At 62.0% G+C, this 16,165-nt stretch carries 9 protein-coding genes and 1 pseudogene; 3 read left to right on the forward strand and 7 right to left on the reverse strand.

The genetic code is table 11. The features are described 5' to 3' along the window. The 5 genes and pseudogenes from QBJ92_RS19730 to QBJ92_RS19745 form a co-directional block, all read right to left on the reverse strand. Window positions 1-444: pseudogene (locus QBJ92_RS19730) on the reverse strand (hypothetical protein); the annotation flags it as partial. A 210-nt stretch (window positions 445-654) separates the two neighbouring features. Continuing rightward, on the reverse strand, window positions 655-1,299 hold the full coding sequence (locus tag QBJ92_RS20705) for an RloB family protein (protein WP_431358441.1): 645 nt from the start codon (window positions 1,297-1,299) through the stop codon (window positions 655-657). Window positions 1,300-1,301: 2 nt separating this feature from the next. Further along, window positions 1,302-2,579 carry an AAA family ATPase gene (locus tag QBJ92_RS19735; RefSeq protein ID WP_277971392.1) on the reverse strand — a complete coding sequence of 426 codons (1,278 nt, stop codon included), beginning with the start codon at window positions 2,577-2,579 and terminating at the stop codon, window positions 1,302-1,304. A 232-nt stretch (window positions 2,580-2,811) separates the two neighbouring features. Next, on the reverse strand, window positions 2,812-4,656 hold the full coding sequence (typA, locus tag QBJ92_RS19740; RefSeq protein ID WP_277971393.1) for a translational GTPase TypA: 1,845 nt from the start codon (window positions 4,654-4,656) through the stop codon (window positions 2,812-2,814). A 121-nt stretch (window positions 4,657-4,777) separates the two neighbouring features. Beyond that, window positions 4,778-7,165, reverse strand: coding sequence for a TonB-dependent receptor (locus tag QBJ92_RS19745; RefSeq protein WP_277971394.1), 2,388 nt, complete (start codon window positions 7,163-7,165; stop codon window positions 4,778-4,780). Window positions 7,166-7,339: 174 nt separating this feature from the next. Between QBJ92_RS19745 and QBJ92_RS19750 the strand changes: the two genes are divergently transcribed. Continuing rightward, window positions 7,340-8,551, forward strand: coding sequence for a toxic anion resistance protein (locus tag QBJ92_RS19750; RefSeq protein WP_277971395.1), 1,212 nt, complete (start codon window positions 7,340-7,342; stop codon window positions 8,549-8,551). Between the two features lie 4 nt (window positions 8,552-8,555). Then, window positions 8,556-9,242, forward strand: coding sequence for a hypothetical protein (locus QBJ92_RS19755; protein ID WP_277971396.1), 687 nt, complete (start codon window positions 8,556-8,558; stop codon window positions 9,240-9,242). Window positions 9,243-9,332: 90 nt separating this feature from the next. Here the strand turns inward: QBJ92_RS19755 and QBJ92_RS19760 are convergent, their stop codons facing one another. After that, complete coding sequence (locus QBJ92_RS19760; RefSeq protein WP_277971397.1) at window positions 9,333-9,908, reverse strand: PEPxxWA-CTERM sorting domain-containing protein; 576 nt, start codon at window positions 9,906-9,908, stop codon at window positions 9,333-9,335. Between the two features lie 496 nt (window positions 9,909-10,404). Beyond that, on the reverse strand, window positions 10,405-11,580 hold the full coding sequence (locus tag QBJ92_RS19765) for a hypothetical protein (RefSeq protein ID WP_277971398.1): 1,176 nt from the start codon (window positions 11,578-11,580) through the stop codon (window positions 10,405-10,407). 355 nt (window positions 11,581-11,935) lie between these two features. Here QBJ92_RS19765 and rpoB point away from each other — a divergent pair, with 355 nt between their 5' ends. Beyond that, window positions 11,936-16,120: a DNA-directed RNA polymerase subunit beta gene (rpoB, locus tag QBJ92_RS19770; RefSeq protein ID WP_277971399.1), complete on the forward strand. Its 4,185-nt coding sequence runs from the start codon at window positions 11,936-11,938 to the stop codon at window positions 16,118-16,120. The last annotated feature ends 45 nt before the right edge of the window (window positions 16,121-16,165 follow it).

Below are 16,165 nucleotides of genomic sequence, written 5' to 3' on the forward strand. Positions count from 1 at the left end.
CGCGGCGGCGCTGTAAGAGGCGATGGTGGTGCGCCGCCCCTCGGCGTCATGGCCATAATGCCGCAGGCAGAACATCAGCAGCGCGTCATTGGTCTTGCGGCGATAGCCCATCAGCCGCCCGCCGACGAACACCGGCACCTGATACCCCTCGATCGCGCGTTCGAACGCAATGTCCTTCAGCCGCTGCAACCCGAAATCCAGAGCAGCATCCCACGCACGGCGGAACTCTTCCGCGCCGGGCGCGCGGCGCAGCGTGTAGCAATTGGCCTGCGCCATGTTGACCATCGCGGCGGCGCGGCTGACGCAGCCGGTATCGGCGAGCGCCTCGATGAACGCCTTCTGCCGCTCGGGCGTCCAGCCATCATGCCGGTATTTGCGCGGCACGGGCGCGAAATCGGGAAGATCCGGCCGATCTCTGCGCGCGACGGGGGTGCGGTTCTGCATGGCGCTGCCTCCTGTTGGGTGGTGGCGTGCAGATTAGGCAGGATTGGGGTGTGTAGGACAGGGGTTTGTGCTGGGTTTGTTCAGGACGATCCTATGCGACCTAGTCCTATTCCCCGGCGAAAGAGAACGATATGCTAACCCCGTTCCAAGAACAGTGTGTGGTCCAGTATTGAGCGTGGGTCACATCGGATCTGTTGATAAATGTTTACGTCATGTAGTCCCTTTGTATTTAGTGTGCGCTATGCGCATTTGCTGCGTCAACTTGAACACGGTAGTGAACGGTCGGCTAGGGGGGACACTTTCCTGCTCGCGGCGCTGGAGTTGACGTTCCGCTCGTTGCTCTGCTGCCTCGACATTAGACATTATTTTACTAAAGTCCGCCGACTTATTACTCTTGGCGTCATATTCATGACATAGTTTGGCAAACGCCGATTGGACCTGGTGTCGATCATCCATACGATCGAAGTCGTTGTAATGGAGTATAAGCCAAAGCTCAAAACAGGGATCCGAAAACGCCACGTTAACGGAGCCCTTATGGCATAAGTTCATTGCCTCAGAAACCCTGGGATGTTCATCCCGGTCAAATACAGCCCATACTTGGTCGCCATCCTCGAAGGATGAGCGCTTTCCGCGAGACCGCTTTAAGGCTTTCGCCCGCTGACAAGCTTTATCTGCAATAGTTATAGGAACGCCCGCCGCGTCAATTATCTCAATCTCGACTAAAGCACCTAATAAGTCGCGTCGAACCGCCTTAAAGTAGTGGGGTTCTGTGTTTTTGCCTTCGCTATATATGATAAACTTACTTTTGGGCGTACGCGTAGGCGTTGCACGCTGTAGCGACTTCAACGATCTCATTACTACGACTCGAACAGGGAAACCAGGTCTCCAGAATACGGAATAGCTCCATATCTACCCTCCAGATATCCTTGCTCAAAATTGTCTGTCGGCCTAGATTTCATATCCGCCAACGCGAATATGTGGGACTTACCTACGTCATCTTTCTCGCAGAACCATATTTGGTCACGACGAAGTTTTGATAGATTAAGTAGGTTTGTATCATGGGTTGTGGCTATTAATTGAGCGCCCTTTTTATTTATTTCTGGATTTTGAAATAACTCAATTATCTGAGCAGCCGCGAAAGTGTGTAGGCTGGCATCTAGCTCGTCTATCATCACAAGGTTACCCTCATCAAGCGCCTTGAAGACTGTGTTCATCATTAACACCAAACGCCTTGTTCCAGAACTTTCCCGCTCAAGTCCAAAGTAGCATTCTTCACCAGAGACACCCGCATGCGCAAATTCAATAGCAACGTCGCTTGATCGATCAGACCGATCATCATCAATACCAACAACTTCGCCCACGTGCTTTCGCGCAATGGCAGTAAACTCTTTTACCATCATGCGGACAGATTCTGGTATTTCGACATTCGTTTGTCTAAATCCAGTAATACCGGTTCCTATTGACTTTAAGAATTCTATTGTTCTAGGATCTACTTGATCCTTCTTGAACGTATTGTTTATCAGCTCTTTAGCGACTGCAACGTTCATACTAAAGCGCGCTCGCCTAAAGAATGACACAATCTTACTGAGCTCTTCGTGATCATTCTGGGTAGCTGTTGAGATAAACAAGCTATTATCCCGCATCAGGTCCACTAGAATCTTTTTCGGACCTTTAAAGTGAGACCCGAATTCGACTTGGCTTCCGGTACGCTCAAATAGCCGACGCCTTTTACCCTCAGGGTACGCGTACAGCCACTCAGCGGTGAATGCGTCATCGTTACATTCAAAGCCATACTGAAACCGCACATTATCAACCAAGAACTCGACTTCTAACGACGTTACTTCGCTATCTTTTGCAGGATCTAGTTTGAATGATTTGCGAGGCACACCTCCCTCAGGATTCCCACGCGCATGTGACTCAAGGACAGCCGATCGCAAGAAAGAGAATGCCTTAAGGCAATTTGTCTTGCCGGACGCGTTAGCACCATAAATTATTGCGCTTGGCAGTAATGAGAAATCCGTCCCGGGAATTGGAACTAAGCTGCACTCTGGCCCCTTTAGGTTCGACGCAACCAGCGAAATTTCCTCGACTTCTGCAATCGACAGATAATTTCTAGCGCTAAATCGTAGTAGCATAGTGATGTCCCGAACAGCTCTCTAACCTAATATATAGCGCCTTTTGGCAAAAATTCTACCAATCTTCGCTGTAATTTTAGCATTATGCTGAGACTAGGTAGCTCGAGTAAGATACCAATTAACGTGCCATGGCAGTCGTCGTGTAAAAAGTTTTGCCAGAATAAGAACCCACGAGAAAGGCCGGGTGCTTCCACACCCGGCCTCCCCTTTAGCCCCCAAAAGACCCGCAACCTCAGCTGCTCAGCTTCGCCCGCGACGCGCGCTTGCGCTCGTTCGCATCCAGGAAGCGCTTGCGCAGCCGGATCGACTTCGGCGTCACCTCGACCATCTCGTCATCGTCGATGTACGCGATCGCCTGCTCCAGCGTCGCGCGCTTCGGCGGGGTCAGGCGGACCTGGTCGTCCTTGCCGCCCGAAGCGCGGAAGTTGGTCAGCGCCTTGGTCTTCATCGGGTTGACCTCAAGGTCGTCCGGCTTGGCGTTCTCGCCGACGATCATGCCCTCGTACAGCGCCTCGCCGTGGCCGACGAACAGGATGCCGCGCTCTTCGAGCGGACCCAGTGCGTAGTTATTGGCTTCGCCCGACCCGTTCGAGATGAGCACGCCGTTCTTGCGGCCCTCGATGTTGCCCTTGAACGGGCCGTACCGCTCGAACAGGCGGTTCATGATGCCGGTGCCGCGCGTGTCCGACAGGAACTCGCCGTGATAGCCGATCATCCCGCGCGACGGCGCGGAGAAGGTGATGCGCGTCTTGCCGCCGGTCGAGGGCCGCATGTCGGTCATCTCGGCCTTGCGCAGGTTCATCTTCTCGACGACCGTGCCCGAATATTCCTCGTCGACGTCGATGATGACGGTCTCGTACGGCTCGGTCTTCTTGCCTTCCTCGTCCTCGCCGAACAGCACGCGCGGGCGGCTGATGCCGAGCTCGAAGCCCTCGCGGCGCATCGTCTCGATCAAGACGCCGAGCTGAAGCTCGCCGCGCCCGGCGACTTCGAAGCTGTCCTTGTCGGAAGCCTCGGTCACCTTGACCGCGACGTTGCTCTCGGCTTCGCGGAACAGGCGCTCGCGGATCATGCGGCTGGTCACCTTGGTGCCCTCGCGGCCCGCCATCGGGGAGTCGTTGACCGCGAAACGCATCGACAGCGTCGGCGGATCGATCGGCTGCGCGTGGAGCGGCTCGGTCACGGTGATGTCGGCGATCGTGTCGGCAACCGTTGCCACCGAAAGCCCGGCGAGGCTGATGATGTCGCCGGCCTTGGCTTCGTCGACCGGCACGCGGTCGAGCCCGCGGAACGACAGGATCTTGGAGGCGCGACCGGTCTCGATGATCTTGCCGTCGTTATCGAGCGCGTGGATCGCCTGGTTGAGCTTGACCACGCCCGAGTTGACGCGACCGGTGAGGATACGTCCCAGGAAGGGGTCGCGATCGAGCAGCGTGACGAGGAAGGTGAACGGAACGCCGGCGACTTCGACCTTGGGGGCGGGAACATGCTGGACGATCGTCTCGAACATCGGGATCAGCGTGCCTTCGCGCGCGTCCATGTCGGTCGAGGCATAACCGTTGCGGCCCGAGGCGTAGAGCACGGGGAAGTCGAGCTGGTCGTCGTTCGCGTCGAGCGACACGAACAGGTCGAACACTTCGTCGAGCACTTCCTGGATACGCGCGTCGTTACGATCGACCTTGTTGACGACGACGATCGGCTTCAGGCCGAGCGCGAGCGCCTTGCCGGTGACGAACTTGGTCTGCGGCATTGCGCCTTCCGACGAATCGACCAGCAGAACGACGCCATCGACCATGCTGAGGATGCGCTCGACTTCGCCGCCGAAATCGGCGTGGCCGGGGGTGTCGACGATGTTGATGCGGATGCTCTCGTCGGCGCCCGGCGGCGTCCAGTCGACCGAAGTCGGCTTGGCGAGAATGGTGATGCCCCGCTCTTTTTCCAAGTCATTGGAATCCATAGCGCGTTCTTCAATCCGCTGGTTGTCGCGGAAGGTGCCGGATTGGCGGAAGAGCTGGTCGACCAAGGTCGTTTTGCCATGATCGACGTGTGCGATGATGGCCACATTGCGGAGGCTCATGGGTGTCTCGTTGCTAAAATCGGGAAAAGGATCGCGTGCCCCTAGCGGAAACCTTGCGTTGCAACAAGGGCGGGGGCGAAAGAGGCGCGCGCACCGGGTGCCCCTCCCGCCCCGCACAGGGTCAGAAGCGGCCGCTGATTTCCACGCCGTAGACCTGCGGTTCCCCGCGGATATAGGTCGGAATGCCGAACCCACCCCCGGTGTTCCCCGCATCGATCAGATACTTGCGGTTGAGCAGATTGCGCGCGAACCCGCCGATCGCATATTTGCCGCCCTCCAGTTCGACGCCCGCGCGCAGGTTGACCAGCGCATAGGCACCCTGGCTGATCGCCGCACTGTTGGGCAGCTCGAAGAACTGGCTGCTCTGATAGGTCGCGGACGGCGTGGCGTAGAGCGTCATCGTCTGCACCGGCACGCGGATCGTTGCTCCGCCCGACGCAGTATATTGCGGCTGCAGGCGGAAGCGCGCGCCCGAATAGACGCCGTAGCTGGCGTTCTTGGCGATCTTGCCGTCGACATAGGCGAAGTTGCCGAACAACTGGACGAAGCGGCCGAGCTTGAGGTTGCCCTCCGCTTCCACGCCCGGGCTGCGCGCCTTGCCCGCGCTTTGCGTGGTGGTGACGCCGTTGTTGGTCACCGAGACCTGGAAGCCGTTATAGTCCTGGTAGAACGCACCGAGCGATCCGGTGAACGGGCCGACCGTGCCCTTGATCCCGGCTTCATAGTTCCACACCACCTCGTCGGGGACGATCTGCAGGTTGGGCACGACCTGCCCGCCCACGCTCGCCGCCGCGAGCTGGACGACCGGCGAGCGGCGGCCCTTGCTCACCGTGGCGTACAGGTTGATCGCATCGGTCATGCGGTACAGCACGTTGGCGCGCGGCAGGATCGCCGCGAAGCTCTTCTCCGCCCGGAAGATCGTGCCGTTGGTGTTGGCGGTCCCGAGCAGGCTGGTGCGCACGCCGAGCCCCGCCAGCAGCACCGAATTCGGCTGGACCGAGCTGTAGCCCGACTTGCGCCGCTCGATCAGCACGCGCGCGCCCGCGGTGATTTCGAGCTTCGGCACCGGGATCCACGTCCCGTCGGCGAAGACCGAATAGGTGTCGTTGGTCCCGTAATTGGTGAAGACCGACTGATACGGCAGCTGCGTCAACGCACCCCGCGTGAGGACCGCCGTCGCACGCGCCGCGGTGACCGTGCCATTTGGCGCGACGCACCCGGACACACCGTTCGCCGCCAGCGCCCCGCGCACCGCGGCGAACGCGGGCGAAACCGAACAGCCGATGTACGTCCCCTCCTCGGTGGAGAAGGGCACCCGCTGCAGGTTGTTCTCGAAGAACGCGTTCCAGCCGAACGACGCGTGATAGGTGTCGCCGGTGAAGTTGAACCGCCCCTCATGGCTCCACTGGTCGCCCCGCGCGTCCTCGGCAAATTCGAGATACCAGGCGGGGCCACCGTCCGCGTCGAACACTTCGTTGCTGTTGAACTTGCGATAGCCGTTGACCGTGGTGAAGGTGACGCCGGGTGACAGCTCGTAGGTCGCGGTCAGATTGGCATCATAGACGTCGCGCTTAAGCCCGAGCTTGCGCGCGCCGAGCACGGCTTCGCTGAACGGCGAGCCCGACAGCTCGGCATAGGCATAGTCGCCGCCATTGCCGCCGGTTGGCGCCAGCGCGCGCGAACGGAAGGCGGTGCCGGGGTTGCGCTGGCCGTCATAGCTCAGCACCAGATTGGCGGTCAGCCGGTCGGACGGTGCCCAGCGCAGCGATCCGCGGATGCCGCGCTGGTCCTGCCCGTTGAGATCGTCCTGATCGACCTTGCCCCGGTTCTGGTTCGGAACCTTGGGGTCGCCCGCGATATTACGGACGAAGCCGTCATGATATTTGTACGCGAACGCCAACCGCCCGGCGAGCGTATCGTTGCCGACGTTGACGAAGCCCGACACCTGCCCGCGATTGTAATTGCCATAAGTCCCGATCAGCTGCCCCGACGTGCCCGCCCGCGCCGGCGCGGAGATCATGTTGACCGCACCGACCGCCGAGGCCGTACCGAACAGCGTCGCCTGCGGCCCCTTGACCACTTCGATCCGCTCCAGATCGTACAGATCCTGATACGCGCCGCGCGTCCGCGAGATGTCGACGCCGTTATAGTAAAGCGAAACGCGCGCGCCCTGCTGCGACGATCCGCTGTCCGAAGTGATCCCGCGGATGACGAAGCCCGGATTGTTGGCGCTCTGCTCCTGGATCCGCAGACCCGGGATGTAGAGCGCGACCTCGGCGAGCGAATTGACCCCCAGTTCCGCCATCCGCGCGCCGGTCACCGCGCTGACGGTGATCGGAACGTCCTGGATGCGCTGCTCGCGCTTCTGCGCGGTGACGACGATGTCGCCGCCCTCGACGGCCTGGACATCCGGCGCCCCGGCAGGCGCCACCAGAGTCTGGGCGATCGCCGCCGACGAACAACAACCGAGCAACGCCGCGGATGCCGCGAACGTGATGACCTTACGCATGTTCTGTTTCCCCTTATGCCGCGCTGCGGTATGCCGGAGGTGTTGCGGTATGGCGACGAAACCATTGCACTAGCGTTACAGTCTCCGTGTTTTGCGTGTAGTGTTGTGATAATACACTTGAAGCGTCGGGGGATCGGCGGCATTTATGGGCGACGCGTAAGTGGGAGATTGACGATGGCGACGACTGCACCGACCGATACGGATGCCGCGGCGTCCGGGCTGGTCCTGACCCCGCCCGATCCCGTTCCCGTCCTCGCGCCCGAAAAAGCGATCGGCCTCGTCCCCGTGGAGGACGGCGTCCGCAGCAAGTTGCAGGACAAGGTCGCGGGCTTCGTCGACGATCTCGTCGCGCAGGACGTCAATTCGCCCGAGTTCGGCAAGCGCGTCGATGCGATCGCGGCGATGGGCCAGAAGGAAATCCGCGCGGCGGCCGAGCAATCCAACCGCTTCCTCGATCGCCCGGTCAAGGCGATGGACGGCGACACCGGCGTCGGCGCGGACCTGACCGAGCTTCGCCGCACGATCGAGAAGCTCGACCCCTCGACCAACAGCAAGCTGATCTCCAGCCGCGGGATCATGTCCAAGCTGTTCGGCGGCAGCATCAACACCTATTTTGACAAATACCGCTCCTCGCAGTCGCACATCTCGGCGATCCTCAAGACGCTCGCGCGCGGCAAGGACGAGCTGCTGATGGACAATGCCGCGATCGATACCGAGCGCAGCAACCTGTGGACGGCAATGGGCCGCCTCGAACAGATGATCGTGCTGTCGAAGGAAATGGACGCGCGGCTCGAGGAAAAGGCGAACGACCTCGACCATAGCGACCCCGCCAAGGCCAAGGCGATCCGCGAGAGCGCGCTGTTCTACGTGCGCCAGCGCACGCAGGACCTGCTGACGCAGATGGCGGTGACGGTGCAGGGCTATCTCGCGCTCGATCTGGTCAAGAAGAACAACGTCGAGCTGATCAAGGGTGTCGATCGCGCCTCGACCACCACCGTGTCCGCGCTGCGCACCGCGGTGACGGTCGCGCAGGCGCTCGCCAACCAGCGGCTCGTGCTCGACCAGATCACCGCGCTTAACACGACCACCGCGAACATCATCGATGCGACCGGCAAGCTGCTCAAGTCGCAGACCGCGACGATCCACGAACAGGCCGCCGCCTCGACCATCCCGGTCGAGACGCTCCAGCGCGCGTTCCAGAACATCTACGATACGATGGACGCGATCGACAGCTTCAAGCTCAAGGCGCTGGATTCGATGAAAACGACGGTCGGCACGCTGTCGAACGAAGTCGAAAAGTCGAAGGGCTATATCGCGCGCGCCGAGGGGGCCGCACAGAACCGGCTGTCCGGCCCCGGCGATACCTTCAAGCTGGAAGCGGAGTGATCCGATGACCGACGTCGACCGCCAGGTTGCGCGTGCCGGAGAGATGCTCGATCGAACACGCGCCGCGCGCGCGCTGCAGCGGGGGCGCCGGCGCGCCGCGACGAGCCTGGCGAAACGCGTCGGGTATGCCGCCGCCGCCGACCTCGCGATCCTCGTCGCCGCCATCGCGGTCGGCTGGTTCGTTCCGCTCGGGATGGGCGGCGCGCTCCTCGTCTTCGTGGTGATGGCGATCGTCACCGCGACCCTGCTCTTCGCAAGCCTGACCCCGACCGTCCGCGCCGAACAGTTGCACGCCGTCCCGCTCAAGGCGCTCCCGCTGATGACCGAACAATGGCTCGATACCCAGCGTGCGCTGCTCCCGGCGCCGGCGCAGACGCTGGTCGACGGCATCGGTGTCCGACTGGAGGCGCTCGCACCGCAGTTGCAGACGCTCGACGAGCAGCAGCCCGCCGCGACTGAGGTGCGCAAGCTGGTGGGCGAACAGCTTCCCGAACTGTTGCGCGATTATGCCAAGGTTCCAGCCGCGCTGCGCACGGTCGAGCGCAACGGCCGCACCCCCGACGCGCAGCTTGCCGATGGCCTGCGCGTGATCGACGAGGAAATCGGACAGATGTCCGCGCAACTCGCGCAAGGCGATCTCGACCTGCTCGAGACACGCGGGCGCTTCCTCGAAATAAAGTATCGCGACTGAGCGCTACCGCCCAGCCTGACCGACGCCGGACAAAAAAATACCGCCGTCTCGCAAGCGAGACGGCGGTATCTCTACCCGAAGGCGTTACGCTTAGGCGTAGGTGACCTTGGTCGACGAACGCTTGTACGAGCGCAGGCCGAAACCGATCATGCCGAAGCCGATCAGCATCATGCCCCACGTTGCCGGCTCAGGAACAGCCGACGAAACCGTGAAGTTGTACGCGCCGCCATTGTCACGATAGACATCGTCAGCAACGCCGAACGACAGGACGCTGGCGTTCGCCTGCGTCAGACCGGTGTTCAGGACGAACGAGTAGGTGTTGTTCGCGTTGAACGTCGGGAAGGCACCGACGATCGAGTTCGCTGCGGCCTGGGCGCGCGTTGCACCGGTCGAAGCGAACGTGCCGGCGGTGTAGGCGAGCTGGTACAGGCCGGAGTTGCGCGCCTGCGAAACCGTCTGGAAGAACGCGTCGTTGACGGTCTGGCCATTCGAGAAGCCGGTGCCGCTGACGGTCACGCGAACCTGACCGAAGAACGTTCCGGTGGTGGTTGCGCCCAGCGGGTTGTTGAACTGCGCGGTGAGGTTTTCCGTGATGTTCTCAGCGGCAAACGCCGGAGCGGCCGTTGCCAGCAGCGCCACGGCTGCTGCGCTCAAAATCTTCTTCATACTCGCTACCCTCTTACTAATTGCTGGTCCAGTTGGACACGGCTGAAAGGTTAACAAGTTTCGTGCCAACCGCAGAAACCCGCCGTTTCGCACGCTGCAGTGCAGCAGAATGTCAGGATTCATCGTCCTGTGCGACAGGCGGAGACGCGGTCAGGTGGCAGACAAGTGTTAACCATGGTCAGATGCACGCACCGCCCTCAACCGGCGTGAATGCGTTGTAAGAGTGAGCGACACCCTAGATTAAACGTAGCATTTTCCGCGTACAGTTCCGGCTTTCTGTGAAGCTTGGCAGTGTCTTGCCCGGAAGTTTGGCTAATTTGAAATGCGCTTATTTGATTTTTTCAGCCGAGATGGATCTTCCTCTCCATTCCCGTCGCGAATGGATCGGACCGTGGCATTTCCAGAGCGCGAGATCGCGAACGGTTAATGGCGTCATCCCATACAGCGCCCGGAACGCCCTCGTGCACCCGTATCCTTGTCGACAAACGGCGCTCCGTCAGCGGGTTACGCCGTCGGTGTACGCGATGATCGCAATGTTCTGCACCATCCGCGCGGTGCTATCGATCCGGAACGGCTGCAACCGCCCCCCCGTCCCCGGATCGACCCCGATCACGAACGGCCGAGCGGTCTGCCCCGCGCCGCCGTCCGGCCAGCCATAGCGCACATTGACCGAGAGCAGCGGCACGACCATCCGCCGCCCGCCGATCTCGACCGTCTCGATCGTCTCCTTAGGGTGCATCGCCATCCCACTGAGATCGACCGCAGTTCCCGGCGGAAGATCGAACGGCGCGGCGATCGATTTCTCGATCGGCAGCGCGAAAAGCGCGTCCAGCAGCGCGTCGTGCTGCGCCCCCATCCCCAGCAGCCGCAGATCGAGCCGGATCCCGCTCGCCAGCGCGTCGCCAACGTTGCGCACTATGATGCGATAATCGACCGCCACGCTGAGCAGATTGGTCCCGGCCCGCGTCGCGACGCAATCGATCTCGATCCGCGCGCGCGGCTCAAGCGCGGCTGTGGCAACCGGTGCCGGCTCCGCCCGCGTCACCAACGGAGCATCGGCAACATCATCGGCAACATCCGCAAAAGTGGGAGTATTTGGATCACCCTTCCGCCGGCGCACCGCCAGAAATCCAGCAATCGCGACCCCCAGCCCGCCCACGACCAGCCACACCCAAGACGTCCCCGCTTCACCCCGCTGCGCCGTCTGAGACGGAGCAACCGGCGTCGCCCCCGCTCCGTCAGGCGTCGGCGACACCACAGCGACCGGCGCGGCCGTCGGCGTCGGGACCGGCTCGGGCGCAGCGGGCGTCGGCGCGGCGACCGGGGTGGGCGTCGCGACCGGCGCCGGCCGCGCGCGCACCGTCACGCCGGGTTCGCTCGATGGTCGAGCGACCGGGGTAACGCGCACGGTCGGGACGACGCGGGGCGGTGGCACAGGCGCAGCGACCACCGGCGCGGCAGGCGCTGGTGTCGGTGTCACCGTCGGACGCGGCGCCGAGGCGCCGGTCGTCGGCTCCGCGTCGGGCGCGACCCTTGGCGTGGGGCGCGACGATGGCAGGCTGAACCCGTCAAGATCAGACAGCGGTGTAGCGGGCGTGGACGTTTGCGCCTCCGCCTGGGTTGCCAACAGAAGTGCGAACAGGAATGGAGCGGTGCGGGGGATATTTTTCACGGCACCGCCCATAGCGACAATCGCGCAACCGCCAAAGCCGCGCTTCCGGTACCCGCGACCAATTCGCCGCGCCGCCTGCTCTGTTCGCCCGATCACAGGCGCGCACCGTGCAAAACTCCGTCAACCCACGATTTGACACGTCCCCGCACCGTCCCTATATGGCGCATTCCACCATAATCTTCGGGAAAGGACGTGCCGTCGCGCAGCATGTCGATCGTATTGGGATTGTGGTTTTACGAGACGCATGAAAGCTGCTGTCGTTCCGCCCTGCGGAGGACATGCGGCTTTTTGCGTTTTCGGCGTGCCCGCCCGGGCGTTTCCGGGCACGAATTTAGAGCTTGAGGGCAAAAACTCCATGGCGACCAAGGCAACCAACGAGGGCACGGCCAAGCCGCGCGCAGCAGAAAGCGGCACCGCCAAGCGCCGTATCCGCAAGGTTTTCGGCAACATCCACGAAGTCGTGCAGATGCCGAACCTGATCGAGGTCCAGCGCGAGAGCTACGAACAGTTCCTGCGTTCCGACCCCGCGATCGGTTATGTCTCGGGTCTCGAGAAGACGCTGCGCAGCGTTTTCCCGATCCGCGATTTCGCCGGCACCGCCGAACTCGACTTCGTCAATTACGAGCTCGAGCCCCCCAAGTTCGACACCGACGAGTGTCGCCAGCGTGGTATCACCTATGCGGCACCGATGCGCGTCACGCTGCGCCTGATCGTGTTCGAGGTCGATGCCGATACCGATTCGCGTTCGGTCCTCGATATCAAGGAGCAGGACGTCTACATGGGCGACATGCCCCTGATGACGGGCAACGGCACCTTCATCATCAACGGCACCGAGCGTGTCATCGTCTCGCAGATGCACCGCTCGCCGGGCGTTCTGTTCGATCATGACCGCGGCAAGACCCACGCCTCGGGCAAGTATCTGTTCGCGGCGCGGGTCATTCCGTATCGCGGGTCGTGGCTCGATTTCGAGTTCGACGCCAAGGACATCGTCAACGTCCGCATCGATCGCAAGCGCAAGCTGCCGGTGACGGCGCTGCTTTACGCGCTCGGCATGACCGGCGAGGAAATCCTCAACCACTTCTACAACCGCGTGACCTTCGTCCGTGGCCAGGGTGGCTGGATCATTCCGTTCCAGGCCGAGAACTGGCGTGGCCAGAAGCCGATGTACGACATCATCGACGCCAAGACCGGCGAGATCGTGTTCGCCAACGGCCAGAAGATCAGCCCGCGCGCCGCCAACAAGGCAGCTAAGGACGGCCTGACCGACCTGCTGATCCCGACCGAGGAAATCTTCGGCCGTTACAGCGCCTATGACCTGATCAACGACAACACCGGCCAGATCTACATCGAGGCGGGCGACGAAGTGTCGGCCGAGAACCTTGAGCTGCTCGACCAGGCCGGGATCGACCGGATCGAACTGCTCGACATCGATCACGTCGCGACGGGTCCGTGGATCCGTAACACGCTCAAGGTCGACAAGGCCGAGGAACGCGAGCAGGCGCTGTCCGACATCTACCGCGTCATGCGCCCGGGCGAGCCGCCCACGCTCGAGACCGCAGAGTCGCTGTTCAGCGGCCTGTTTTTCGATCCCGACCGCTACGACCTGTCGGCCGTCGGTCGTGTGAAGCTCAACATGCGTCTCGACCTCGATGTCGAGGACACCGTTACCACGCTGCGCACCGAGGACATTCTCGAGGTCGTCAAGACGCTCGTGAACCTCAAGGACGGCAAGGGCGACATCGACGATATCGACAACCTCGGTAACCGTCGTGTCCGTTCGGTCGGCGAGCTGCTCGAGAACCAGTATCGCGTCGGCCTGCTCCGCATGGAGCGCGCTGTGAAGGAGCGTATGTCGTCGGTCGACGTGTCGACCGTGATGCCGAACGACCTGATCAACGCGAAGCCAGCGGTTGCCGCGGTCCGCGAATTCTTCGGCTCGTCGCAGCTGTCGCAGTTCATGGATCAGACCAACCCGCTGTCGGAAGTCACCCACAAGCGTCGCGTGTCGGCCCTTGGACCGGGTGGTCTGACGCGTGAGCGCGCCGGCTTCGAAGTCCGCGACGTTCACCCGACGCATTATGGCCGTATCTGCCCGATCGAGACGCCGGAAGGCCCGAACATCGGTCTGATCAACTCGCTCGCGTCGTTCAGCCGCGTCAACAAGTATGGCTTCATCGAGACGCCGTACCGCAAGGTCGTCGACCACAAGGTGACCGACGACGTCGTGTACCTGTCGGCAATGGAAGAGGCCAAGCACACGATCGCGCAGGCCAACGCCGAGCTCGATTCGACCAACGGCTTCGTCGAAGAACTCGTCTCCTCGCGTCAGGCGGGCGAATTCCTGATGGCGATCCCCAACAACATCACGTTGATGGACGTCAGCCCCAAACAGCTCGTCTCGGTCGCAGCATCGCTCATTCCGTTCCTGGAAAACGATGACGCCAACCGCGCGCTGATGGGCTCGAACATGCAGCGCCAGGCGGTTCCGCTCGTCCAGGCCGAAGCGCCGTTCGTCGGCACCGGCATGGAAGAGACCGTGGCCCGTGATTCGGGTGCTGCGATCTCGGCCAAGCGGGCGGGCATCGTCGACCAAGTCGACGCGGCGCGTATCGTCATCCGTGCAACCGGCGAGATCGATGCCGGCCAGTCGGGCGTCGACATCTACACGCTGATGAAGTTCCAGCGTTCGAACCAGAACACTTGCATCAACCAGCGTCCGCTGGTGAAGGTGGGCGACGTGATCCATGCCGGCGACGTCATCGCCGACGGTCCGTCGACGGAGTTCGGCGAGCTCGCACTCGGCCGGAACGCGCTCGTCGCGTTCATGCCGTGGAACGGGTACAATTATGAGGATTCGATCCTCATCTCCGAGCGTATCGTGAAGGACGACGTCTTCACCTCGATCCACATCGAGGAATTCGAAGTCATGGCACGTGACACCAAGCTCGGGCCGGAAGACATCACGCGCGATATCCCCAACGTCGGTGAGGAAGCGCTCCGCAACCTCGACGAGGCTGGCATCGTGTACATCGGTGCAGAGGTCGAGCCGGGCGATATTCTCGCGGGCAAGATCACGCCGAAGGGCGAAAGCCCGATGACGCCGGAAGAAAAGCTGCTCCGCGCGATCTTCGGTGAGAAGGCGTCGGACGTGCGCGACACGTCGCTCCGCCTGCCGCCGGGTGTTGCCGGCACGGTCGTCGAGGTCCGGGTGTTCAACCGCCACGGCATCGACAAGGACGAGCGCGCGATGGCGATCGAGCGCGAAGAGATTGAGCGCCTCAAGAAGGACTCGGACGACGAGCGCAGCATCCTCAACCGCGCGACCTGGTCGCGTCTGCGCGAGATGCTGATCGGCCAGACGGCAACCGCCGTTCCCAAGAACGGGCCGAAGAAGGGCGTGGTCATCGACCAGGACGTCCTCGACAGCGTCGATCGTCACGAATGGTGGAAGTTCGCGGTTGCCGACGACAAGACCCAGAGCGATCTGGAAGCGGTCAAGACGCAGTATGACGATGCCGCCAAGCTGATCCTCGACAAGTTCCACGATCGTCGCGACAAGCTTGAGCGTGGTGACGAGCTGCCGCCAGGCGTGCTCAAGATGGTCAAGGTCTTCGTCGCGGTGAAGCGCAAGCTGCAGCCGGGCGACAAGATGGCCGGCCGTCACGGCAACAAGGGCGTCATCTCGCGGATCCTGCCGGCGGAGGACATGCCGTTCCTCGCCGACGGTACGCCGGTCGATCTCGTGCTCAACCCGCTGGGCGTGCCGTCGCGTATGAACGTCGGTCAGATCTTCGAGACCCATCTCGGCTGGGCTGCCCGTAACCTGGGGCAGCAGGTCCACCGTGCGCTTGAGGATTGGCGGGACGCCAACCCAGAACCCAAGGCGGGCGACATGCCCGACGCGGTCAAGGCACGGCTGCTCGAAGTGTACGGCGATCACTACGCCGCAGACATCGAGGCGCGGACCGCCGAGCAGATCATCGAGCTGACGGACAACCTGCGCACCGGCATCCCAATGGGAACGCCTGTGTTCGACGGTGCTCGTGAAGCCGACGTATCGGCGATGCTGGAACTGGCGGGTCTCGATCCGTCGGGTCAGTCGGAATTGTTCGACGGACGCACCGGCGACAAGTTCGATCGCAAGGTAACCGTGGGCATCATCTACATGCTCAAGCTGCACCATCTGGTCGACGACAAGATCCATGCTCGGTCGATCGGGCCGTACTCGCTCGTCACGCAGCAGCCGCTGGGTGGTAAGGCGCAGTTCGGTGGTCAGCGCTTCGGCGAGATGGAGGTCTGGGCGCTTCAGGCATATGGTGCTGCGTACACCTTGCAGGAAATGCTCACGGTCAAGTCGGACGACGTCGTCGGGCGCACCAAGGTCTATGAGGCGATCGTCAAGGGTGACGACACGTTCGAGGCCGGGATTCCGGAGAGCTTCAACGTGCTCGTCAAGGAAATGCGCTCGCTGGGTCTGAACATCGAGCTGACCACGACTGAGCATTTCGACAGCGACGGCGTCGCGATCGCGGCCGAATAACACGAGCCTCCCCTCCCGCTTGCGGGAGGGGAATGAGGGATGGGC

This window comes from Sphingomonas echinoides (assembly GCF_029623395.1).
Taxonomy (GTDB): domain Bacteria; phylum Pseudomonadota; class Alphaproteobacteria; order Sphingomonadales; family Sphingomonadaceae; genus Sphingomonas; species Sphingomonas echinoides_A.